Raw genomic sequence first — 24268 nt, forward strand, 5'->3', positions numbered from 1 at the left:
ATGAATGGTTTAATTAGGCAATATTTACCTAAAGGGATTGATTTAAATCAGGCAGATCAGCATTATTTAAATCAAGTTGCCATGTCACTGAATACTCGTCCTAGAAAAGCGTTAGATTGGCTTACACCATTAGAGAAATTTGCTCAGCTTGTTGATTATCATAAGACTTTTCAAACTGTCGCACCTCATGTTTGAATTCGCCCTATTTTTAATTCGTTAAATTGATATATATGATTGATTTTATTGGTTTATAAGCTTGAGTATTTTTTGATATTACCTAATTTTAAAAAAGAAAAACATAGGATCTTTTAAAGTATGCATAAAAAATAATTTGTTTGCTGATATTTTTATAAGACATTAATTTACTAAATACTCATTTTATTAGTATTAATTATTAAAATATCTAAAATATTAGAAATAGCGATAAGATAAAAATATAGAACTTATTCAGCTATTTTTAGAGAGTTATGCCAAATTCCAGAAGTGAGTCAAGTAAAGTGACTAAAAATCAGATAGAGAAACGTCCTCTTTATGTACCATACGCAGGATATACGTTACTTGAGCTGCCTCTTCTAAACAAAGGTTCTGCTTTTACCGAAGAAGAAAGAAAGAATTTTAATTTACATGGGCTTATCCCGCATGTCATTGAGTCTATTGAAGAACAAAGTCAGCGTTCTTATCAGCAATACTGTTCTTTTAATGATGATATTAATAAGCACATCTACCTGCGTAACATTCAGGATACCAATGAAACGCTGTTTTATCATTTAATTGAAAATCATTTAAGTGAAATGATGCCCATCATTTATACCCCAACGGTAGGCGAGGCATGTCAGCGCTTTTCAGATATCTATCGTCGGCATCGTGGGATATTTATTTCCTATGCTGACCGTGAGGGCATTGATCAGATTTTACATAACGTCAATCGCAGAAATGTCAAAGTCGTGGTGATTACAGATGGTGAGCGGATTTTAGGTTTGGGTGATCAAGGGATCGGAGGAATGGGCATTCCGATTGGAAAATTAGCCTTATATACTGCATGTGGGGGAATCAGTCCGGCTTATACATTGCCAATTACGCTGGATGTAGGAACCAATAATCAACAGCTCTTAAATGATCCGATCTATATGGGCTGGCGTAAACCGCGTATTAGTGGCGATGAGTATTTCAATTTTGTTGATCAGGTCATTCATGCCGTTCAAAAAAGATGGCCAAATGTCCTGATTCAATTTGAAGATTTTGCTCAACATCATGCGATGCCACTATTAGAAAAATATCGTGATCAAGCATGCTGTTTCAATGATGATATTCAAGGGACGGCTGCAGTTGCAGTGGGTAGCCTGATTGCAGCATCACATGCTTCTAATAAACAACTGAAAGACCAAACCGTAGCTTTCCTCGGAGCAGGTTCTGCAGGATGTGGTATTGCGGAGCAGATTGTTGCCCAGATGGTGGCGGAAGGATTAACAGATGCTCAGGCACGTAAACGTGTTTTCATGGTAGATCGTTTTGGTCTGATTACTGAAAATCAGCCAAATCTTTTAGATTTCCAGCGAAAATTAGCTCAGGATCCAAAAAATATCGCCAAATGGGCAGATGCGGAAAGTACGATTTCATTACTTGATGTAGTGAAATTTGTGAAACCTACAGTTCTTATTGGTGTATCTGGACAGCCGGGCTTATTCAGTAAAGATGTCATTACAGCGATGGCTGAGCACTGTGAGCATCCGATTATTTTCCCATTATCTAATCCAACTTCCAAAGTGGAAGCGGTTCCTTCAGATATTATCCAGTGGACAGATGGGAAAGCATTAATTGCCACAGGTAGCCCATTTACACCCGTCAATTATCAGGGAGAGATTTATAACATTTCGCAATGTAATAACTCCTATATTTTCCCTGGGATTGGATTGGGTGTAATTGCATCTGGAGCGAAGCGAGTGACCAATAATATGTTAATGGCCTCAAGCAATGCATTAGCTGAATGCTCACCAAAATTGAAAGATCCCAAAGCCGATTTGTTGCCTGAATTGGATCAGATTCAGCAAATTTCCAAGGTGATTGCATTAAGAGTTGCGCAAGCGGCAATACAAGATGGGGTGGCTCCTCAGGCAACTATAGAAACGTTGAAAGAAGCAATTGAAGCGAATTTCTGGAAACCTGAATATCGTCGATATGAGCGGGTTACATTTTAATAGGTGATCAGATCACAGGATCTAGGCGCAAGGGTTTATAAGTAATATACTTATAAACCCTTTTTTGAGTAGCTAAGACGATGATCTTCATGAGTAACATTTTCTGGATTTATAACATCTGATACAAAAATGAATCTAGGCGGATTCAAAAGGAATAATTTTACAGTTTAATTGAAACTATTAAAGAATGTTGAATAAACTGGTATATGAAATCATCATAAAAACTTGTTATAAATTAAAGATTACGAAACAACTAAATACTTCTATACCTTTTTAATTGAATATGCAGTTAAAAATCCTCGGAGATGTCCATGTGCGTGCTGCCCGCTATAAAATTCTGATTGTTATATTACTGATCCTAATCGTGGGTTTTGTACTTTTTCGCTGATGGAAAGGACCGGAACTGCCGAGCTATACCTTAAAGGCGATGCCATTAGTACAAAATGTGGTAGCAACAGGACGTGTGGCAACGGTATCCCGTGCTGACATTGGCAGTGAGCTTGCTGGTGTTGTGCTGGAACGACGCGTTCAGGAAGGTGATCAAGTTAAACCAGGCGATCTGCTGGTCGTACTGAAATCAGATGAATTGGCTGCCCAGGTGCGTCAGGCAGAAGTTGCATTAACCGAATTGGCTACAAGCCGACGTCCACAGGCCGCAGCGGAGTTAGCCTCCGCCAAAGCTCAACTTGAGCAGGCCAGCCGTGAAGCCAACCGTCGACGTAATGCCGAACCAGGTATTCTTTCAGCTGAAGAAATTGAACAGGCTGTCGAAGCGGAAAGGGTCGCACGCAATAATTTTGAAACCGCACGACTCAAGGCAGCTGCATTGGCACAAGGACAGGTTGAAGAAGCCTCATTGCGCGAGCAGCTTGCAGTTACTCAGGCTCAACTGGACAAAACCAAAATTCGTGCAACGGTCGCAGGCACAGTACTGACTCGCGATGTAGAGCCGGGTGATCTGGTTCAGCCGGGACAGACCTTATTTACTATTGCCATTAATGGCAATACTGAAATTCGCGTTCCATTGGATGAACGTAATTTATCGCGATTGGCGTTACAGCAAAAAGCAACGGTGATTGCTGATGCCTATCCGGAGTACACTTTCCCTGCATGGATTAGCTTTATTGCCCCAAGTATCGATCCGCAACGTGGCACAGTTGAGCTTAAACTTACTGTAGATCCGGTACCTGATTTTCTACGTCAGGATATGACGGTTTCAGTCAATGTCGAAACGGGTCGTCGCGAGCGAGCTTTAGCCATACCTAATGATGCGCTTACCGGTCTCAAAGGAGATAAAGCGACGGTACTACTGGTACGCAATGGTAAGGTTCAACGTCAACAAGTCACATTAGGCTTGCGTGGTCTGGATCGTGCTGAAGTAATTTCAGGTTTGAAGGAAGGGGATCAGGTACTGGCTAATCCGGACGCTTCTTTAGAAAATGGCGCACGAGTGTGGATAAAACCGCAAAATATCCTAACTGAAAATCCTGCCAATCAAAGCAATACTAAAAACGAAATACCGGTGAAACTCGATTGAAAAACTTTTTCGGACGGCTATGGACCGAATGGACAATTGCGGTCAGTTTCTTACGTGAAGGCCGATCACAATCCATCATGATCACTGTCGGAGTTGCAGTGGGCGTGGCTGTGATTGTATTTATTACAGCATTGATTCAAGGTCTGCAATCCAATCTGATTGACCGGACTTTAGGGACCCAGGCACATATCCGTTTATTGTCTCCAGATGAAGTCAATCAGGTCGCACCGACCAAAAAAAGGTATTATTCAGCTTGTATTGGAAGATAAAAGTGCGCAACGCTTACGTTCCATCAATAACTGGCAGCAAATTGTAACGACACTGGATCAATTGCCCGTTCTGACTGCAGTATCACCTGTTGTTTCTGGACCGGCTCTGGTCCAGCGTGGGGATGCGATCGAATCTGTTGCACTGGTTGGGATTGATCTGGAACGTTATCAGCAGATTATTCCTTTAAAAGAATACTTACAGAGTGGTCAGTTAAGGATTGGTGCGGATGATGTCGTGATTGGCAGTGAATTGGCTAAAGATCTTGGTGTGCAGGAAGGGAGTAAATTACGGCTGGATACCGGGCAGCAAGAAAGTACCTTGGTAAATATTGCCGGGATTTTTGAGCTAGGGGTGCGTGAGCTGGATGCACGCTACGTGTATCTGGATTTGAAACAGGCACAGTCTTTGTTGCTGCTGCCGGGTGGGGTAACAGTGATTGATCTGCGGGTAACGGACCTTTTTCAGGCAGACCAGATTGCGGATCAGGTAGGACGCCTGACGTCCTTGCAGGCTGAAAGCTGGATTGAAACCAATGCTCAGTTGATGAATGCGATTTCATCACAAAGTCTCTCGACCAATATGATTATTATTTTCGTCGCCGTTTCAGTTGCGTTTGGTATTGCCAGTGTCATGTCAGTTAGCGTGGTGCAACGAACCCGGGAAATTGGAATCTTACGCGCGACTGGTGCAACCCAAACACAAATTTTAAGAGTATTCCTGTTTCAGGGGGCGATTTTTGGGCTTATCGGTTCGGCTATTGGAAGCTCTGCCAGTTATGGTCTGGTATGGATTTTTAATAATTTTGGACCAGGTCTGTTTTATATTCCAGTACCTATTGAACTGGTACTTCTCGCGCTGTTATTAGCAACTTTGACCGGTGTACTGGCAGCCGCTATACCAGCACGTCGTGCAGCAGCCTTGGACCCAGTGGAGGCCATACGTCATGTCTGAGCAGTTTCAGAAAGTTTTGCGTTTAGAGGCGCTGCGAAAATCCTATAACATCGGTCAGCCAAATGAAGTGGAAGTTTTGCACGGCATTGATCTGTGTATTGAACGTCAGGATTTTGCTGCGTTGATTGGTCCTTCAGGTTCAGGAAAAAGTACCTTATTGAATATTCTGGGCTTGCTGGATCAACCGAGCAGTGGTGAATTATATCTGCTGGGCCAGCCGACCAGTAAAATGACAGATACACAACGGACTGCATTACGAGGCAACAGTATTGGCTTTGTTTTCCAGTTTCACCATCTGATTCAGGCACTTACTGCACTTAATAATATTTTAATACCATTAATGTTGACCCACGGCAGACCCGATCAACAGTCAATTAATCGGGCACGTGAATTACTGGCAGCAGTTGGACTGGAAAAGTTTGCTGATCGTAAACCGAATGAGCTGTCTGGTGGACAGCAACAGCGTGTTGCGATTGCTCGTGCATTAATTACCAATACAGCTTTATTGCTGGCGGATGAACCCACTGGAAATCTGGATACACAAACTGCGGAAGAAATGTTTGCGCTATTTCGTAAGGTGCATCAGGAACGGGATTGTGCCGTACTTTTAGTCATCCATGATCCGCGTTTATCAGCCACCTGTGATCGTACCATCTGGTCGATGGCCTGATTCAAAGTGATACCAGAATACAAAGGGTTGAGAAAGAAGCGAAGGAATGACTCATTCATCATTATAAGAACATGACTATTCTGATTTTGATCATGTCGCTCATGTTCTAATAAGATTAGTTTTTCAAAAAGTATCCAAAGCAGAGGGACAGACCTGTATTTTCAGGATTTTTCAGGGGGTAGGGTAGTTCAAGCCAAATATAATGCTAAAGGCCTGCAATACCATAAAGATGATTAGCTAGGGATTCTCATCTTCTTCATCCTCATGTCTTTGACGGATCTGGTCGCGTTTAACTTGGGGATCTTTATCTATACCTAATTGACCACGTTGAATTTCCCGATCCTGCTTTTCTTGCGGGTCTAATTCCTCCTCAGGAAATTCTTCGTTCAATGCTTCCTCAAGTTCTTTGTTTTCATCTGGATTTGCCATAAGAGTTTACCTACTTCTTCATGAATCACGTTATTGGATATTTTTTCTATTATAAAAACCCAACCTCCCAAGTCTGTTGTATTTATAGCTCGGCTGATTTAAAAAATTGTTGCCGATGTAAGTGGTTTTAATGACTCGCTAATAACCCTAATAAGTGCTTTATAAATGTTAATGCTTGTTTAGAAGCATTAGTTCACAATTTCTTTTTCTCCTGGACAGATCAATGTATTAATCTAAGTCTAGTACCAAATATCTTTTGACATAGAGAATGATAAATTTTATATAAAAATCAGTTTTTGGTGCCTGTTGCTGGCAAGCAAATTGCAATAACAACATACCGTCAGGTTCTGTGCCAGAAGTGCAGAGCCTAAATTAAACCCTCGGCTTCGCCACAAGCGAAAAAGAGTTTTAAAGGTTAGCGTATATGGCAATTCAATCTAATCCTCGGGTGATTTACCCCACGCGTCATCCTGCACCGCAGGAGACCAGAAAACATACTTTTTTTGAAGACCTACAGGCCTTATTTTCAGGTTCTCTGTTTGTCAGTATCTGTATGACCATGTTTGCTCAGGCGGGCTTATTGACCGGCAGTACCGCAGGGCTTGCCTTTGTGCTGCATTACGCCACAGGCTGGTCTTTCAGTCTAATCTATTTTGTGATCAATATCCCTTTTTACTGGTTCGCCTGGAAATATATTGGCAGGGAATTTACGCTTAAGACTTTTATTTCTGTCGCTTTACTCTCTCTGATTACCTTTATTGCACCTCGGTATTTGCATATTGATTATTTGCATCCAGCTTTTGCCGCGATTGCAGGTGGCTTTCTGATGGGAACCGGTGTGCTGTTCTTGGCCCGACATAAATCCAGTCTCGGTGGTGCAACCATCATTTCCCTATATGCACAGGAAAAGTGGGGTATGAAAGCAGGCAATGTACAGATGGTAATTGACTGTATTGTGGTGCTACTTGCACTCTGGATTGTGCCATTTGATAAAGTGCTTTGGTCAATTCTGGCAGCAGTGATCATGGGAAGTTTTCTGGCGATTAATCATCGACCGGGACGCTATAAAGGGCATTGAATAAAAGACAGGATTGGAAAATAGCCTAAGCATTAACACTGATTCATAAATCTAGAAAAGAGCAATGAATAACAAGGCCTGTTGCTCTTTAATATTGAATCAAACCACGTCCATCAGAACATGATCGCTAGGATGTGTACTGATAGCTAACTATATTTAACTTTACTTGAATTGCTTTAATTTGCTATCTAAATGCCTTTCTTTTACTGACTTCTTTCCACCTTCAGTTTTGTAGCCGACGGCTTTTTTATAACAAATATCTACAATAATTTATTGTGTTAAAAGTAGAGCAACACCCCTTATGAACATCTCAAAATTACAATCCTAGAGTAGATTAGTGATAAATAAAAAAAGTATATTTTTTAACTTAAATTTGCCGATTTATCCATCTAAAACACTATGATCAGAATAAAATTAAAAACAGTAAAATCATCATTTTTGCTAACATATTCAGATTTTGTTTAAATTGACCAAGATGTTTTAAGTAGTCTGTCATTAAGTCCAACACTGAACAAAACTATTCATCGTTTTTTTGTCTCTTTTAATAGTTAAAAACTTTGATCGCCCTGAAATAGTGCTAAAAATGATGATGATGAATAGTCTATTTGGCTTTTTAAAGTAAAGGTATTTATAAAAAAGCTATTTTCTATACGGTGAATAACCTGAGTAAACCTAAGGATTCATTAGAACTTATCAGCTCTAAAAAAACTATATATTAGAAAAACTGCTAAATATTCTTTAGAAATAGGCAGAATAAGAATAATAGATTTTTTGTATATGAAAGATGAGGAAATTGATTGGATTATAATCAATAGAAAATTGCAACAAATTGTATAATTTTTCAGCAAAATCACAACTTGAAATGATATTTCGTTGACTGTAAAGCAAGGAGATACGATACTCTCAAGGTTTAATGCAAACATATCGGTTCACAGGGTCTGAGTCAAAAGCTTGATCCTCAAAACTCTATCAAACGCAAGGGGCTATATATGGCTGGTGGAAAGTCAACAATCATTTACACACTGACCGACGAGGCGCCATTGTTGGCGACCTACTCGCTACTGCCGATCATTGAGACCTTTACTAAGCCTGCTGGCGTTGAGATTGTCAAAACTGACATCTCTGTTGCAGCACGCGTGCTCGCAGAATTCTCAGACTACCTGACTGAAGAACAGAAAGTAGCTGACAACCTTGCTGAGCTAGGCCGTCTTACACAAGATCCAAGCACAAATATTATTAAACTACCTAATATCAGTGCTTCTGTAGCTCAGTTAACAGCATGTATTAAAGAGCTTCAGTCTAAGGGCTATGCAATTCCTGATTACCCAGAAAACCCAACTACTGAAGAAGAAAAAGCACTTAAAGCACGTTTCGGTAAATGCCTCGGTTCTGCTGTAAACCCGGTATTACGTGAAGGTAACTCTGACCGTCGTGCCCCAACTGCCGTTAAAAACTACGCGAAAAAACACCCGCACTCTATGAGCGAGTGGAAACAGTGGTCACAAACTCACGTTTCACATATGGATGAAGGTGACTTCTACCACGGTGAAAAGTCGATGACTTTAGATCGCGCACGTAACGTGAAAATGGAATTGATCACTAAGTCTGGTGAAACCATTGTTCTTAAGCCAAAAGTTGCGCTTCAAGACGGCGAAATCATTGACTCCATGTTCATGAGCAAAAAAGCGCTTTGTGACTTCTATGAAAAAGAATTAGATGACTGTAAAGAAGCAGGCATCCTGTTCTCTCTACACGTTAAAGCGACCATGATGAAAGTGTCACACCCGATCGTATTCGGTCACTGTGTGCGCATTTACTACAAAGAAGCGTTTGAGAAACACGGTAAACTGTTTGATGAGCTAGGCATTAACGTAAACAACGGTATGGCTGGACTTTACGAAAAGATTGAAACACTTCCGACTTCTTTACGTGAAGAAATCATCCGTGACTTACATGCTTGTCAAGAACACCGTCCAGCGCTTGCAATGGTTGATTCTGCGAAAGGTATCACTAACTTCCATTCTCCAAACGACGTTATTGTAGATGCTTCTATGCCTGCAATGATCCGTGGTGGTGGTAAAATGTGGGGTGCTGACGGCAAACCTTACGACTGTAAAGCGGTAATGCCTGAATCTACTTTCGCACGTATTTACCAGGAAATGATCAACTTCTGTAAATGGAATGGTAACTTCGATCCACGTACAATGGGTACTGTACCTAACGTTGGTTTGATGGCGCAAAAAGCTGAAGAATACGGTTCACACGACAAGACTTTCGAAATTCCTGAAGCAGGTATTGCGAACATCACTGATCTGGAAACAGGTGAAGTGTTGATGTCTCAGAACGTGGAAGAAGGCGATATCTGGCGTATGTGTCAGGTGAAAGACGCACCGATCCGCGACTGGGTAAAACTTGCTGTAACGCGTGCACGTAACTCTGGCATGCCTGCAATCTTCTGGCTTGACCCGTACCGTCCACACGAAAACGAACTGATCAAGAAAGTTCAAACTTATTTGAAAGATCATGATACTGACGGTCTAGACATCCAGATCATGTCTCAAGTACGTGCGATGCGTTATACGCTTGAACGTGTTGCTCGTGGCCTGGATACTATTTCAGTAACTGGTAACATCCTGCGTGACTACCTGACTGACTTGTTCCCAATCATGGAACTGGGTACTTCTGCGAAAATGCTTTCTATCGTGCCATTAATGGCGGGTGGCGGCATGTACGAAACTGGTGCGGGCGGTTCTGCACCTAAGCATGTACAACAGCTGGTAGAAGAAAACCACTTACGTTGGGATTCTTTAGGCGAGTTCCTGGCACTTGCTGTTTCTCTAGAAGAAATGGGTATTAAAGAAAATAATCCACGTGCGAAACTACTTGCAAACACACTTGATGCTGCGACTGGTAAATTGCTTGACAATGACAAGTCTCCATCACGTCGTACTGGCGAGTTAGACAACCGTGGTAGCCACTTCTACCTGGCTAAATTCTGGGCTGAAGAGCTTGCTACACAAGATCAAGATGCAGAATTGAAAGCGAAATTCGCGCCTATCGCACAAGCCTTGGCTGAAAACGAAGCGAAAATCGTTGAAGAACTGAATACTGTTCAAGGTAAAACTGTAGACATCGGTGGTTACTACGCAGTTGATCCTGCGAAAGTAAATGCTGTAATGCGTCCAAGTGCGACATTGAACCAGATCATTGAATCACTACAGGCTTAATTAGAAGCTGCACTGACTATCAGCTTAGTGAACTGAAATAAAAACCGGTGCTTAGGCACCGGTTTTTATTTACCATGATGAAAACTAAAGGGATGCTTTATTGTCGAAGCATCAGCCTTTAGAGCTATAGGTGAAATGAATAAACAGCCATTTCATATAGATAAGAAGATGGTTCGTTTTGAACGCCCCAAAAATTTAGCTTGAACACCCGATTAAAGGTATAGACAATATAATGAATATATTGAAAGAATTAGATTAATACTCAGTCTGAGTAATTGCAGGACTCAAATGTCGAGGAGGTGTCTGAATGTCATATCAGTTCATCCAGCCTATTCAGGGAGATCGGTTCGACATTGTGGGTGATATTCATGGTGAGATCGACGCCTTAAACAGTCTCTTACATGTCATGGGCTATAATCTTAAAGGTGAGCATCCAGAACAGCGTAAGCTGATCTTTGTGGGTGATCTTTGTGACCGTGGGCAAAACAGCGTCGCGGTAATTCAGCAAGTGAAGATTCTAATGGAGCGGGGCCATGCCTACTGTGTGCTGGGTAACCATGAGCTGAACCTGCTAAATCAATCCTATCGTGAAGGCAATGGCTGGTATTTTGGCTCACCCCATATGGATGACCATAAATCTTTTTACTCTGTACCTGCTACGCCAGAAGACCAGCAGTGGATTCTACAATTTCTGCAAACTTTACCCATTGCACTGGAATCAGATCAAATTCGGGTTGTGCATGCCTGCTGGGATACACACTCCATTCAACAACTAAAAGCACTGGACAAGCTGCATTTACTTGAAGCCTATGAACATTTTGTCCAGCAGACCCAGCAACACATTAATGATGCAGGTATTACAGAACAGGCATGCCAAGAAGCAGAGCAGTTTCGTGAAGCGCTCACTGATCCGAATAGCGATATTCCCTGGCTGAAATATCTGGCACAAAAGGAATGGATTGAGCAGATGTATAATCCAATCAAAGTATTGACCTCTGGTGCCGAATATATGACAGATAAGCCCATTTATGCCGGCGGCAAATGGCGTATGAAAGACCGTCTGCCTTGGTGGGAGGATTATCAGGAGGATATTCCCGTCATTATTGGTCATTACTGGCGTAAATTTGACTTGGCTGAAGTGAAAGCTGGCCTGTTTCAGCAGATTGATCCGCTACAGTGGTTTGGGCATAAGCAAAATGTGTTCTGTGTGGATTATTCAGTCGGGAAACGCTATCTGGATCGGCAGCAGCAACGAGAATTTTCAAGCAAATTAGCGGCTCTTAGATGGCCTGAAAAGCAGGTGATTTTTGAGGATGGTTCGACTTATTCGACCTCTCAATCTGTCTAAATGGTGTTGGTCTGATATCAAAGAACAGATAAAGAAAAAGCGGTCTGAGGGACCGCTTTTATAACTAGATCAGCCAGATTATTCAGCTTCAATAATTTCAAAATCGTGCGTAATTTCCACACCGCCATCAGACAGCATTCTGCTGGCTGAGCAGTATTTTTCGGCAGAAAGCTCGACAGCCTTAGCCACTTGTTTCTCTTTAATGCCTTTACCTGTCACCACAAAATGCAGGTGAATCTTCGTAAATACTGCAGGAATCGCGTCGGCACGTTCTGCATTGAGTTCACAGCGAACATCAGTAATGTCCTGACGCGCTTTCTTTAAAATGGTGACAATATCAAACGAAGCACAACCACCCAAACCGGTTAATAGAAGTTCCATTGGGCGAGGACCACGGTTCTCACCACCGTATTCTGGCGATCCGTCCATGACGATACTGTGACCACTTTGCGTTTTTGCTTCAAAAGCAACATTCTCTAACCAATGAACGCTTGTTTGCATTGCAACTACCTAAAAAAAGCTATAAATTTACGAAGTAACTGTACACTAACATAAATTGGGTTGATAAGGAATTTCATTCCCACTGTGTGACAAGTTCACATTAGGTCTTGTGCGATCTAAAAATTATCCTTATTTGGAACTGCTAGCATGACTTCAAACTTTTCACAATTAAGCACAGATGCACTTTCTCCGGGACAATTGCCAGAATCCGTGAAGGCATTATTAAAACGTGCATATATCAACCGTTACCCAAAACGTACAACGATCGTTGATGCAGGAACAGAATCTAAATCTTTATATTTGATTCTGAAGGGGTCTGTATCGATCATTCTTCGTGAAGATGATGAGCGTGAAATTGTCGTGGCATATTTGAACGCGGGTGACTTTTTTGGGGAAATGGGCTTATTCGAAGCAAATCCACAACGTACTGCAGAAGTGCGTACGCGTGACGTTTGTGAAATTGCAGAGATTAGCTACGAAAACTTCCATGAACTGAGCAAACAATATCCTGACTTGAGTTATGCGGTCTTTGCCCAACTGGTTCGCCGTCTGAAGAATACGACACGTAAAGTAACTGACCTGGCATTTATTGATGTTTCTGGTCGTATCGCACGTTGTCTGATCGATCTTTCAGCTCAGCCTGAAGCGATGATCTTGCCAAATGGCCGTCAGATCCGTATTACCCGTCAGGAAATTGGCCGTATTGTAGGTTGTTCCCGTGAAATGGTCGGTCGCGTACTGAAAACCCTTGAAGAGCAAGGCATGATCGAAACAGATGGTAAAGCAATTCTGATCTTTGATGCCTCACTGGAACAGAACGAAGTACCAGCTGAAGATGATTCAGAAGAATAAGCTGCAATTTTGAGAAAAGGGCAAACCTTCGGGTTTGCTTTTTTTATAGCTGCGGAAAATCCAACATCACAAATAAGAACAAACTTCTTAGAAAAGATGATTTCAGCCCGTCGCTTTCCTTCTATACTCTATGTGTACTTTATTATGATAAGTCAAACCTAGAATAGACAGGGAATTATTCATGCAATTCAAACCACTTGCAGATACCGGCATTTTACTTCCAGAAATCTGTTTAGGCACCATGACCTTTGGTGAACAAAATACCCAGGAAGAAGCTTTTGAGCAGCTCGATTATGCACGGGATCAAGGACTGTATTTCTGGGATACCGCAGAAATGTACCCGGTACCGCCAAAACTGGAAACTCAAGGTGCGACAGAACGCATTATCGGGAACTGGATTGCATCACGTGGCGGTCGTGACAAACTGTTTTTAGCATCCAAAATCGCTGGTCCATCACAAGGTGGTAGTCATATCCGTGATGGACAGACCCGTTTTGGGGCAGATGAAATTTCAGCGGCCATAGACCAGTCATTGTCACGTCTGCAAACCGATTATATCGACTTATACCAGTTGCACTGGCCGCAACGCCCAACGAATTTCTTTGGTAAACTCGGTTATGGCAATGCTGAAGCGGCCGAAGACCGTGCAGTGACGGATCTCGAAGAAACCCTGACCGCCTTGCAATATGAAATTAAAAATGGCCGTATCCGTTATATCGGTCTGTCGAATGAGACCCCATGGGGGACGATGAAGTTCCTGCATCTGGCCGAGAAACTGGGATTATCAAAATTTGTCAGCGTACAGAATCCATATAACCTGCTGAATCGCACCTATGAAATCGGTATGTCAGAAATTGCCAAATACGAAGGTGTTGGCTTGCTAGCATATTCACCACTGGCATTCGGATATCTGACGGGTAAACTCCGCAATGGTGCACGTCCGGCGAAGGCTCGTGTCACCTTATTCTCGCGTTTTAGCCGTTATAGCAATCCGGAAAGTGAATGGGCGGTGGAGCAATATGCACAACTGGCAGAGCAGCATGGTCTGACCTTGACTCAATTGGCATTGGCATTTATTAAGCAGCAGTTCTTTGTAACCAGCACGATTATTGGTGCAACTAATCTGGATCAGCTAAAAGAAAATATTCAGGCTTTTGAAGTCAACCTGTCTGAAGAAGTACTGAAAGGCATTGAAGCGATTCATCGTCAGCAGCCGAATCCGGCACCATAATTTTTATAATTTATTCCGGAAAAGCCTTTATTGATAAAGGCTTTTTTTATTTCACATAATTAAGTTTGTGGCTGAATAAAAATTCTTCTTTGTTCACTTGAAATATGATTTGACTATACCAATATTATTATTGAAGACTGCCTGATATTTATTTTAAGTTTTTGAAAAATATATATAAATTTATTTGAAATTTATGTGCGTGCTCCCATATATGAATTAAGTTAAAAATTTGTTGTGAGGAAGAACAATAATGCGCTTTGAAAAATTTACAAATCGCCTGCAGCAAACCCTTTCAGATGCACAATCCTTGGCAATGGGTAAGGACCATGCTTCTATCGACGGTATTCACATTCTGGCAACCTTGTTAGATGAGTCATCCAATGTCAGTCTGCTGCAACAGGCAGGTGCGAACTTACGTGATTTGCAGACTAAACTGCAAACCGCGCTGAGTAATGCACCGACTTTAAGCCAGTCCACCGGTGATATTAACCTTAGTCCTGAAGCAGCGAAAGTCCTGCATCTGGCAGATAGTTTTGCCCAAAAAGCAGGGGATGAGTTCCTTTCTACTGACTGGGTATTGTTAGCATTAGCGGAAACAGGCAAAACCAAATCACTTTTAAGTGAAGTAGGTGTTAAAGCCGAGACCTTAAAACAAGTCATTCATCAAATTCGAGGCAATGAAAAAGTCATGAGCAATAATCATGAAGATCAGCGTGACTCTTTAAATAAATACACCATTGACCTGACTGAACGCGCATTACAAGGCAAGCTGGATCCAGTGATTGGTCGTGATGATGAAATTCGCCGTACCATTCAGGTCTTGTCACGCCGTACCAAAAATAACCCGGTACTAATCGGTGAGCCTGGTGTCGGTAAAACTGCGATTGTAGAAGGTCTGGCACAGCGTATAGTGAATGGTGAAGTTCCAGAAGGTCTGAAAGGTAAACGCGTTCTGTCACTGGATTTAGGTTCATTGCTGGCTGGTGCCAAATACCGTGGCGAATTTGAAGAACGTCTAAAAGCTGTTCTGAAAGACCTGGCCAAACATGAAGGCGAAATTATTCTGTTCATCGACGAGCTGCATACCCTGGTGGGCGCAGGTAAGGGCGATGGTGCCATGGATGCCGGTAACATGCTGAAACCAGCATTGGCACGTGGTGAGCTGCGTTGTGTGGGTGCAACGACCCTGGACGAATACCGCCAGTACATCGAAAAAGATGCAGCTTTGGAACGTCGTTTCCAGAAAGTATTGGTGGATGAACCAAGTGTAGAAGATACCATTGCAATTTTGCGTGGTCTGAAAGACCGTTATGCGACTCACCATGGTGTACAGATTCTGGATTCTGCGATTATCGCTGCGGCTAAAATGTCACACCGTTACATCACTGACCGTCAGTTGCCAGACAAAGCGATTGACCTGATTGATGAAGCAGCATCTCGTATCAAAATGGAGCTGGACTCTAAGCCAGAAGCTTTGGATAAACTTGAACGCCGTTTAATTCAGCTGAAAATGCAACTGGAAGCGGTGAAAAAAGATGAAGATTCGGGTGCCAAGTCTGAAGTGAAATATCTGGAAGATCAGATTGCTACAGTTGAGAAAGAGTATAGCGAGCTGGAAGAAATCTGGCGTGCAGACAAAGCGCTGGTTGCGGGCAATAAAGACATTCAGGTGAAACTAGATCAAGCCCGTATTGCGCTAGAAAAAGCGCAGCGTGAGGGTGATCTGGCAGAAGCGGCACGTTATCAGTATGGCGTAATTCCTGAGTTACAGAAGCAACTGGAACGTATTGAAGCAGCTGAAGAAAGTGAAGCGCCAAAACTATTGCGTGACAAAGTTACTGACAATGAGATTGCTGAAGTGGTCAGTGCTGCAACTGGTATTCCAGTGGCAAAAATGCTGCAAGGTGAGCGTGACAAACTGCTACATATGGAAGAATTCCTGCATAAACGTGTCGTCGGTCAGGAAGAAGCTGTCGTGGCAGTGTCGAATGCAGTCCGTCGTTCTCGTGCCGGATTGTCTGATCCAAACCGTCCAAGTGGTTCATTCCTATTCTTGGGTCCAACCGGGGTGGGTAAGACTGAGTTGACCAAAGCTTTGGCGAACTTCCTGTTTGACAGTGATGATGCAATGATCCGTATCGACATGTCGGAATTTATGGAAAAACATTCTGTCAGCCGTCTGGTTGGTGCGCCTCCGGGCTATGTTGGCTATGAAGAAGGTGGTGTGCTGACTGAAGCGGTACGTCGTAAACCCTATAGCGTGGTGCTGTTTGATGAAGTTGAGAAAGCGCATCCGGATGTATTTAATATCTTGCTGCAAGTACTGGATGATGGCCGCTTAACGGATTCACAAGGCCGTGTGGTGGACTTTAAAAATACCGTGATCGTGATGACTTCTAACCTAGGTTCAAGTGATGTGCGTGAACTGGGTGGTGGTGCGACCCGAGATGAGGTACGTAGTGTAGTGATGAATGCAGTGTCGGAACACTTCCGTCCTGAGTTTATTAATCGTATCGATGAGATTGTGGTGTTCCATTCACTGGAAAAAGCCCAGATTCGTGGTATTGCCGATATCCAGTTGAACCGTTTACGTCAACGTCTGGCAGAGCGCGACTTGCGCTTATCCGTGGAAGACAGTGCTTTTGATCAGCTAATTGATGTAGGCTTTGATCCTCTATATGGTGCGCGTCCATTGAAACGTGCAATCCAGCAACGTATAGAAAATGGTCTGGCGCAAAACATTCTTGAAGGAAAATTCAATCCGGGCGATACCATTGTGGTTAGCGCTGAAAATGGTGAACTGGTCTTTGATAAAATGAAGCTCAACTAATCTAAACTGATCGGAAAAGAAAAACCCAGCCTAGGCTGGGTTTTTCTTTATGGCATTTACTTCTTTCATTGCACTACTTTTCATTTCTCCCTCTGCGAGAAAAAGAAAGAGGGTGTAAAGCCTGATGAAAGAAATTAATTCATTATCAAATTACATTTTTGGATGAGTGATTTTCCATGCACGGTGAATTTTCTGATTACGCTTGAAATCAGGGCCGATGGTTTCATGGGTGATTTCTTCCACATCAAAGAATGCCAAGATTTCTGCATCCATTTCAAAGCCACGATAATTATTTGAGAAGTAGAGTGTACCTTCAGTGGTTAAACGATTCATGGCACGTTTAATCAAAGATAAGTGGTCACGTTGTACGTCAAAAGTACCGTAGAATTTCTTCGAGTTAGAGAATGTTGGTGGATCGATAAAGATCAGTTCATATTGCTCATGACCTTCTTTCAGCCATTCGAAACAGTCAGATGCAAAGAACTGATGTTGCTCATCAGCATGATCTACAGTCAGGCCGTTCAAGACGAAGTTTTCTTTCGACCAGTTCAAATAGGTATTGGACAAATCCACGCTCGTCGTACTGGCTGCACCACCCAGTGCTGCATGTAAACTTGCCGTAGAGGTATAGCTATACAGATTCAGGAAATGCTTGCCTTTAGCTTCACGGGCAATGCGTAAACGCATCTGACGGTGATCCAGGAACAGGCCCGTATCCAGATAATCGGTCAGGTTGACCAGAATCTTGGCCTGACCTTCCTGCACGATAAAACGTTTAGACGCCGTACTTTGTTTGGTATACTGGTTTTTGCCTTCCTGACGGGCACGGGTCTTGATAAAGATCGCATCACGACCTAAACCCGTCACAGCACGAATCGCCTGCAAAGCCAGGTTAAAACGTTTTTTAGCTTTTTCAGGATCAATTTTTTTCGGTGGGGCATATTCCTGAACGTGTAGACGCTCGCCATACAGGTCTACCGCCACATTAAAGTCAGGCAGGTCTGCATCATACAAACGTAGACAGTGAATATTTTCTTTCACCGCCCATTTTTTCAGAGTTTGCATATTCTTGGTCAGACGGTTGGCAAATTCCATGGCACCTTCGATTGGCTCGAATTGCTGTGGTTGCCAGCTTTCCAGGAATGGACGTACCACTGCAGCCGGTTTAACTGTACCGAAACGGATATAGATCGGTAATTTACCGTTCATCAGGCGTAGAATTTGCGGATCATTGAACGCCAAGACATCTGCCTGTTCAACTTGGGATGCAATCACTGCTGCTTTCTGATTCGGGAAATTCTTTTGCAGCAGATTAGACACACCTAAGTACAACGCACGGTTAGAAGCCTTGTCACCTAAACGCTCACCATAAGGCGGGTTGGTCACGAAGAATACTTTCTTGCCTTCAGCCTGGAAATCAGGCCAGTCATTTAAGGTACGTTCTTCGATCATAATCTGGTCAAGCGCTGATTCAAAACCTGCCGCAATGATATTTTGCTTGGTGGCTTTTACCGCTTCCCAGTCAGCATCGAAGGCATAAAATTTTGGTAATGGATTTTCCAGCGCAGCTTTATGACGTTCAGCAGCTTCGGCTTTAATACCCATCCACAATTCATGATCATGACCATTCCAGCCGTTAAAGCCGAAACGACGTACCAGGCCTGGTGCACGATCAGTCAGAATCATTAAAGATTCAATAATAAAGGTACCTGAACCACACATAGGATCAACCACGATATCCGGGTTGATGTCTTTCAGGCCACCTTTTTGCAGGATCGCTGCTGCCAGGTTTTCCTTGATTGGTGCTTCAGTCATAAAGCGACGATAGCCACGTTTATGCAGCGAATCACCAGAAAGGTCCAGGCAGTAGGTATGAGCTTTTTTACCAGCCAGAATATACATAGTGATTTCTGGCTGTTTGGTATCAATACTTGGACGTTTACCCACGGCTTCCATAAAGGAATCCACGACACCATCTTTAGCACGCAAAGTGGCAAATTGGGTATTGACTTTGATATCACGTTCGACATGCAGACGAATTGCGAAGGTACTTTGTGGTGCAAAAATTAGTGACCAGTCAAAGCTGATTGCACCTTCATAAAGCTCTTCAGCCACATCACGCGCATCATGGGAGAATTCAATTTCATGTGTGTGGATTGGCATCAGGACACGTGAAGCCAGACGCGACCACATGCAGATGCGGTATGCATTTTCAAGTGTGCCTTTAAAGGTCAGACGCCCCGGGAAACGTTCAATATCCTGAACACCTAAACCTTTGATTTCTTCTTCTAATAAGGTTTCCAGACCATCGGCACAGGTGACCCAATAATTGCTTAAACGTGAAGAGGTATTCATAAAATAGAGAGACCGGAAAAGAATAAATAAAAACTGCGCTCAGTTTACCGTATTTTGCCTTTTAAAGCTTTTGAAATTGTTTCGATTGGCTTTGAAATTTCACCTGAACAAGTGCGCTACAATGAAATAAATATTAAATACATGATAAGTGAATCAAATTGGTATGGAAATTGCTCCTTATACAAAATGAGACTGTAACCACTGGGGAGGGGTTACAGTCTCATTTTTTAAAATAATTGGGAGTTTAAAATGGTAAATGGGGATAGCTTTTCAATTGCAACTTTAATTTATGCGCGTTTAAGACGCGTTTCCGGTCGTGTAATTGATGCAATCTATCTGTCTGAAAATAAAGACTATGCAAAGCATGTGATTGAGCTGGCTATAGCAACTCAAGATGAGGAGTTATCACGACTGGTAGAAAAATTAAGACAGGTTTTCGATCTGTCTATGGATCAGGATGAATCTCTAACAGATACAACTCAGCATGTTCAGGATGACTTGATTGTTGTGGAACCGACACAAGAAGATATTCATCGCGCCCAAGTTGCCCATCGTTATATTGGCGCATTGCGCTAAGCTGGTTATGAGTGCAGATGCTCCAGACTGATGCACTCAGTTTTTGCATGTAAAAACAGCAATCTGAGAAAAAGGTTAAATTATCTTATTGAAAAAATACATAGGAATTTCAAAATCAATTTTTATTATCAAGTCGGTTTTTGTACAAGTAGCCGATTTCCCAAGTGCGAACAGAGGTGAATCTCTGTATAATACGTTGACTTAACGTATAAGGAATCTCTCATGCACTTGGCTGCATTGCATACACCGAGCCAGATTCAACTCAATAAAGAAGGCAATCTAAAACACTTCTTGACTATCGAAGGTCTTTCTAAAGAAACTCTTACAAAAATACTGGACACTGCGGCGTCCTTTTTTAATGACCAAAATCAGCTCATTACCAATAATTTGCTCGAAGGGCGAACGGTAATGAACCTCTTCTTCGAAAACTCTACCCGTACCCGTACCACTTTTGAAGCAGCTGCAAAGCGCCTTTCTGCTAACGTTCTTAATATTGATATCGCACGTTCAAGTACCTCTAAAGGTGAAACGCTGCGCGATACCTTGTGGAACCTTGAAGCAATGGCAGCGGATATTTTCGTGGTGCGTCATTCATCTTCTGGTGCAGCGCATTTTATTGCCAAAGATGTTTGTCCGAATCTGGCTATCATTAATGCGGGGGATGGCCGTCATGCCCATCCAACCCAAGCCATGTTAGATATGCTCACGATTCGCCGTGAGACCAAAAAGAATTTTGAAGATATTTCAATTGCGATTATCGGTGACATCAAGCACTCACGTGTAGCGCGTTCGGATGTCGCAGCTTTGCAAACCTTGGGCTGTAAAGATATTCGTGTTATTGCACCCAATACTTTACTTCCTTATGGCTTCGATGATTACGGTCCAGAAGTTCGTTTGTTCAATAATATGGAAGACGGCATCAAAGACTGCGATGTGATCATTACCTTACGTATTCAGAACGAGCGGATTGATTCACCGGCGCTATCTTCACAGGCTGAATTCTACAAAATGTACGGTCTAAACAAAGAACGTCTGGCCATGGCAAAACCAGATTGCATCGTCATGCACCCGGGTCCAATGAACCGTGGTGTGGAAATTGATTCCAGTATTGCAGATGGTCCACAGTCAGTGATTCTGAATCAGGTGACCAATGGGATTGCAGTACGTATGGCGGTGTTGGCACTTTCAATGCAGGGCCAGCTCCAGGAACAAGGTTTGATTGAAGCGATTGCGGTATAAGGAATAAGTCATGTCTATTGTTAAAATTGAAAATGTTCGAGTTCTAGACCCAATTGCAAACACTGATTCAGTCGAAACTGTTTATCTGCAAAATGGCAAACGTGTCGCAGAAACTGCAAATGTTCCAGAAACTATTGATGGAAAAGGTAAATGGCTGATGCCTACCATGGTCGATCTGTGCGCGCGTTTGCGTGAGCCTGGTCAGCAACAGCATGGTACCTTGAAGTCTGAAGGCAAGGCAGCACGTGAAAATGGTATTCTGCATGTGTTTACGCCACCAGATTCAAAGCCAATCGTGCAGGACAATGGTGCCTTGATTCATGGTCTGGTTGAAAAAGCCATGCTGGATGGCGGCATCTATCTGGAAGTGATTGGTGCGCAGACACAAGGTTTAAATGGACAACAGCCCGCAAATATGGCGGGTCTGAAAAAAGGTGGTTGTAGTGCTGTATCCAATGCCAGCGCGCCGTTTGCCAATGATGATGTGGTGCTTCGTACCCTGGAATATGCAGCAGGTCTTAACCTGACTGTAGTGTTCTATGCAGAAGAACCGCAAATTGCCAAAGACGGCTGTGTGCATGAGGGTTTTATTGCATCACGTCAAGGTTTACCAATGATTCCGGCACTGGCAGAGACAGTCGCGATTGCTAAATATCTGCTGATGATTGAAGCAACTAAAGTGCATGCACACTTTGGTTTGTTGTCTTGTGGTGCCTCTGTTGAGCTGATCCGCATTGCCAAAGAAAAAGGTCTCCCAGTAACATGTGATGTGGCGATGCATCAGTTACATTTAACTGATGCACTGATTGACGGCTTCAACTCACTGGCTCATGTTCGTCCACCATTACGTTCTGAATCAGATAAAGAGTTACTGCGTCAAGGCGTGAAATCTGGAGTGATTGATGCGATCTGTACCCATCACGAACCACTCAGCAGCTCTGCAAAAATGGCGCCGTTTGCAGAAACTCAGCCTGGCTTTACTGCATTTGATACCTTCCTTCCATTTGGCTTGCAACTGATCAAAGAAGGTCTGTTTAGTCCATTGGAATGGGTAGAGAAAGTGACGATTGCACCTGCCAAGGTCGCTAAAATGCAAGAGCGCTGGATGAATGAGGCAGGTTGGGTGCTGCTTGATCCTGAAATGGAATGGACTTTGACGAAAGAGAGCATTGTGTCACAAGGTAAAAATACACCATTGATCAATCAAAAGGTTAAAGGAAAAGTTTTACAAAGCTTTGTGCCAGCATAAATCATTTCCTGATTGTTTTTATTAAAGTCAGCTTCGGCTGGCTTTTTTTATTTTGGTAAACATATCATTAACTAGCACTATTGAAATGTTATGATTTTCATACAACTATTTACATTTTCTAAAAAGATCGGGTTTTAAACTGAATAAATATTAATCATTAAAAAATCAAAAGAATGGTGACTTTATGAATGACGACCTGATTCAACGATTAAAATATCATGTTACTCCGACGGTGCTGCAAGGCGAAACAGAATATGTTGCTACCAAAGAGCAGGCGCTGGCTCAATTTTATCCTATTTTCCTGAGCATATTGCGTGTGCATCCGGAACAGGCAGAAACTCTCAGTCAGCAATTAAATCCAAAGATCAGTGAATTGTTCACAGAAAAACCTGAAATCAAACAACGTCTGCTCGAGCATCTGGCCAGCCTGTCCGATAGCGTGCCACAAGAGCAGCTTGAACAGACCTTAAACCGTTCGATTAAACCAACTATTGAGTATCTAAAAACAGAAGCTGATGCATCTAATCCTGATGCAATTAATTATGTAATTGAAACCAATAATGATTCAATTCAAAAAGCGTTGCCGACCTGGGCATCACAGCTGTTACTTGCTATAGGTGCATCGCCACTGGTTGGCCATCATCCAACGCCCGTACCGGGAATTGATCCTGAACCTGTTGAACCGGCGATTCAAAAAGAAAGAAGATCACGTTTTTTAATTCCGATCATTGCCTTTATTATTGTGGCTGCTTTAATTATGTTCTTCTTCCGAGGCTGTACACGTGATGATGATCCGGATGATATCCGGGATATGCAGAATGCATCTAAAGCAGTCGCAACTGAAACTGCATTTCTAAAATTAAGTACTGGAAGTGAGGGGCAGATTACTAGCTGTCAGGTACAGATTAATGATCCTCAGTATATGGAAATTCTACAAAACGAGATCAAACAGATTTTTAATTATAATATCGGTTGCGGTTCAGAAAATAATGATAATTACCATTCTGAATTCACCGATCAGGATACGATTCCATCTGTATTAAAAGCTATGCAGGGTGTGCCAAATGTCAGCTTGCATTGGGAAGGAAAACAGGTTTCTGTACAAGCCGGGAATTCAGCCGATGCTGAACGTATCGCAGGTGAAATTCGCCAGCTGGCAAAAAATATGACGGTCATTACCCAAAAACCTATTAGTACTGCAAAGGCGATTAATACGCCGAGCAATGAAGCTGAAAAAGTCTTGGCAAGTATGCCGATAGAACAAATCCAAGCTTTAGATGTTGCGACAGCTTTAAATCTGCAAGCAATCAACTTTGCTCCAGGTTCAACTGAAATCCCGACCATAAATCAGTCGATTCTGGATCAGACAGCAGCTTTAATGAAACGTGCGCCACAAGTTCATTTACGAGTGATTGGTCACACAGATGCTCAAGGCGATGCAGAACTAAATAAACAACTTTCTTTACAGCGTGCTCAGGCGATTGTTAACTATCTGGTGAAACAGGGGGTCGATCCTGCCCAGTTGAATGCGATAGGCATGGGGCCAGCTCAACCCAATGCATCAAATGCTAAAGATGTAGACCGTTATAAAAACCGTCGTATTGCCTTTGAAGTCATGAATACCAACACTGGGACTGTACGTGCGGTCGATGACCAAGGTGTAAAACAGAAGGTGTAAATTCAAGACTAAAGAACGGTTTATTTAAATAGCCTATTTAACTAGATTGATC

14 protein-coding genes and 4 pseudogenes are annotated in these 24268 nt (G+C 42.6%); 15 read left to right on the forward strand and 3 right to left on the reverse strand.

The window, feature by feature from the left end; translation table 11 throughout:
- From ACS72_RS10205 to ACS72_RS10225, 5 genes and pseudogenes are all read left to right on the forward strand, one after another.
- Positions 1–195 (forward strand): annotated as a pseudogene (locus ACS72_RS10205) (IS30 family transposase); the annotation flags it as partial.
- A 272-nt stretch (positions 196–467) separates the two neighbouring features.
- Positions 468–2195, forward strand: a complete 1728-nt coding sequence (locus ACS72_RS10210; protein WP_048882048.1) for an NAD-dependent malic enzyme — start codon at positions 468–470, stop codon at positions 2193–2195.
- A 313-nt stretch (positions 2196–2508) separates the two neighbouring features.
- Positions 2509–3732: pseudogene (locus ACS72_RS10215) on the forward strand (efflux RND transporter periplasmic adaptor subunit).
- Positions 3729–4953: pseudogene (locus ACS72_RS10220) on the forward strand (ABC transporter permease). Before ACS72_RS10215 ends, ACS72_RS10220 begins: the two co-directional pseudogenes overlap by 4 nt.
- A pseudogene (locus tag ACS72_RS10225) lies at positions 4946–5673 on the forward strand (ABC transporter ATP-binding protein). The pseudogenes ACS72_RS10220 and ACS72_RS10225 overlap by 8 nt, the downstream one beginning before the upstream one ends.
- Before the next feature lie 187 nt (positions 5674–5860).
- Here the strand turns inward: ACS72_RS10225 and ACS72_RS10230 are convergent.
- Entirely contained in the window at positions 5861–6052 is a 192-nt protein-coding gene (locus tag ACS72_RS10230) for a hypothetical protein (RefSeq protein ID WP_008306574.1), read from the reverse strand.
- A 424-nt stretch (positions 6053–6476) separates the two neighbouring features.
- On the opposite strand from ACS72_RS10230, the gene ACS72_RS10235 reads away from it, so the two are divergent.
- The 3 genes from ACS72_RS10235 to ACS72_RS10245 all read left to right on the forward strand — a co-directional run bounded on the left by ACS72_RS10235 (position 6477) and on the right by ACS72_RS10245 (position 11705).
- The gene (locus tag ACS72_RS10235; RefSeq protein ID WP_008306573.1) at positions 6477–7130 is read left to right on the forward strand and encodes a YitT family protein; all 654 of its coding nucleotides are present in this window, start codon (positions 6477–6479) and stop codon (positions 7128–7130) included.
- Positions 7131–8119: 989 nt separating this feature from the next.
- Entirely contained in the window at positions 8120–10357 is a 2238-nt protein-coding gene (locus tag ACS72_RS10240; RefSeq protein WP_004894125.1) for an NADP-dependent isocitrate dehydrogenase, read from the forward strand.
- A 307-nt stretch (positions 10358–10664) separates the two neighbouring features.
- Positions 10665–11705, forward strand: coding sequence for a metallophosphoesterase (locus tag ACS72_RS10245; RefSeq protein WP_008306569.1), 1041 nt, complete (start codon positions 10665–10667; stop codon positions 11703–11705).
- Positions 11706–11783: 78 nt separating this feature from the next.
- On the opposite strand, the gene ACS72_RS10250 is transcribed toward ACS72_RS10245, so the two are convergent.
- The gene (locus tag ACS72_RS10250) at positions 11784–12206 is read right to left on the reverse strand and encodes an OsmC family protein (protein ID WP_008306567.1); all 423 of its coding nucleotides are present in this window, start codon (positions 12204–12206) and stop codon (positions 11784–11786) included.
- 147 nt (positions 12207–12353) lie between these two features.
- On the opposite strand from ACS72_RS10250, the gene crp reads away from it, so the two are divergent.
- The 3 genes from crp (at position 12354) to clpB (ending at position 17119) form a co-directional block, all read left to right on the forward strand.
- Positions 12354–13058: a cAMP-activated global transcriptional regulator CRP gene (gene crp / locus ACS72_RS10255; protein ID WP_004894131.1), complete on the forward strand. Its 705-nt coding sequence runs from the start codon at positions 12354–12356 to the stop codon at positions 13056–13058.
- Between the two features lie 181 nt (positions 13059–13239).
- A complete protein-coding gene (locus ACS72_RS10260; protein WP_048882049.1) occupies positions 13240–14289 on the forward strand; it encodes an NADP(H)-dependent aldo-keto reductase in 1050 nt (349 codons plus the stop codon).
- A gap of 250 nt (positions 14290–14539) precedes the next feature.
- Positions 14540–17119: an ATP-dependent chaperone ClpB gene (clpB, locus tag ACS72_RS10265; RefSeq protein ID WP_048882050.1), complete on the forward strand. Its 2580-nt coding sequence runs from the start codon at positions 14540–14542 to the stop codon at positions 17117–17119.
- A gap of 150 nt (positions 17120–17269) precedes the next feature.
- Here clpB and rlmKL read toward each other — a convergent pair whose 3' ends face one another.
- Positions 17270–19474, reverse strand: coding sequence for a bifunctional 23S rRNA (guanine(2069)-N(7))-methyltransferase RlmK/23S rRNA (guanine(2445)-N(2))-methyltransferase RlmL (rlmKL, locus tag ACS72_RS10270; RefSeq protein WP_048882051.1), 2205 nt, complete (start codon positions 19472–19474; stop codon positions 17270–17272).
- Between the two features lie 249 nt (positions 19475–19723).
- Between rlmKL and ACS72_RS10275 the strand changes: the two genes are divergently transcribed.
- The 4 genes from ACS72_RS10275 (at position 19724) to ACS72_RS10290 (ending at position 24216) form a co-directional block, all read left to right on the forward strand.
- Entirely contained in the window at positions 19724–20050 is a 327-nt protein-coding gene (locus ACS72_RS10275) for a hypothetical protein (RefSeq protein ID WP_008306560.1), read from the forward strand.
- A gap of 222 nt (positions 20051–20272) precedes the next feature.
- Positions 20273–21289, forward strand: coding sequence for an aspartate carbamoyltransferase catalytic subunit (locus tag ACS72_RS10280; RefSeq protein ID WP_004812299.1), 1017 nt, complete (start codon positions 20273–20275; stop codon positions 21287–21289).
- Between the two features lie 10 nt (positions 21290–21299).
- Positions 21300–22538, forward strand: coding sequence for a dihydroorotase (locus ACS72_RS10285; RefSeq protein WP_008306557.1), 1239 nt, complete (start codon positions 21300–21302; stop codon positions 22536–22538).
- A gap of 184 nt (positions 22539–22722) precedes the next feature.
- Positions 22723–24216, forward strand: a complete 1494-nt coding sequence (locus tag ACS72_RS10290; protein ID WP_048882052.1) for an OmpA family protein — start codon at positions 22723–22725, stop codon at positions 24214–24216.
- The last annotated feature ends 52 nt before the right edge of the window (positions 24217–24268 follow it).

The organism is Acinetobacter sp. VT 511 (assembly GCF_001077515.1).
GTDB classification, from domain to species: domain Bacteria; phylum Pseudomonadota; class Gammaproteobacteria; order Pseudomonadales; family Moraxellaceae; genus Acinetobacter; species Acinetobacter schindleri.

Coding starts and splice junctions, on each gene's coding strand:
- ACS72_RS10210 (WP_048882048.1), top strand. CDS start 468: ATGCCAAATTCCAGAAGTGAGTCAAGTAAAGTGACTAAAAATCAGATA.
- ACS72_RS10230 (WP_008306574.1), bottom strand. CDS start 6,052: ATGGCAAATCCAGATGAAAACAAAGAACTTGAGGAAGCATTGAACGAA.
- ACS72_RS10235 (WP_008306573.1), top strand. CDS start 6,477: ATGGCAATTCAATCTAATCCTCGGGTGATTTACCCCACGCGTCATCCT.
- ACS72_RS10240 (WP_004894125.1), top strand. CDS start 8,120: ATGGCTGGTGGAAAGTCAACAATCATTTACACACTGACCGACGAGGCG.
- ACS72_RS10245 (WP_008306569.1), top strand. CDS start 10,665: ATGTCATATCAGTTCATCCAGCCTATTCAGGGAGATCGGTTCGACATT.
- ACS72_RS10250 (WP_008306567.1), bottom strand. CDS start 12,206: ATGCAAACAAGCGTTCATTGGTTAGAGAATGTTGCTTTTGAAGCAAAA.
- crp (WP_004894131.1), top strand. CDS start 12,354: ATGACTTCAAACTTTTCACAATTAAGCACAGATGCACTTTCTCCGGGA.
- ACS72_RS10260 (WP_048882049.1), top strand. CDS start 13,240: ATGCAATTCAAACCACTTGCAGATACCGGCATTTTACTTCCAGAAATC.
- clpB (WP_048882050.1), top strand. CDS start 14,540: ATGCGCTTTGAAAAATTTACAAATCGCCTGCAGCAAACCCTTTCAGAT.
- rlmKL (WP_048882051.1), bottom strand. CDS start 19,474: ATGAATACCTCTTCACGTTTAAGCAATTATTGGGTCACCTGTGCCGAT.
- ACS72_RS10275 (WP_008306560.1), top strand. CDS start 19,724: ATGGTAAATGGGGATAGCTTTTCAATTGCAACTTTAATTTATGCGCGT.
- ACS72_RS10280 (WP_004812299.1), top strand. CDS start 20,273: ATGCACTTGGCTGCATTGCATACACCGAGCCAGATTCAACTCAATAAA.
- ACS72_RS10285 (WP_008306557.1), top strand. CDS start 21,300: ATGTCTATTGTTAAAATTGAAAATGTTCGAGTTCTAGACCCAATTGCA.
- ACS72_RS10290 (WP_048882052.1), top strand. CDS start 22,723: ATGAATGACGACCTGATTCAACGATTAAAATATCATGTTACTCCGACG.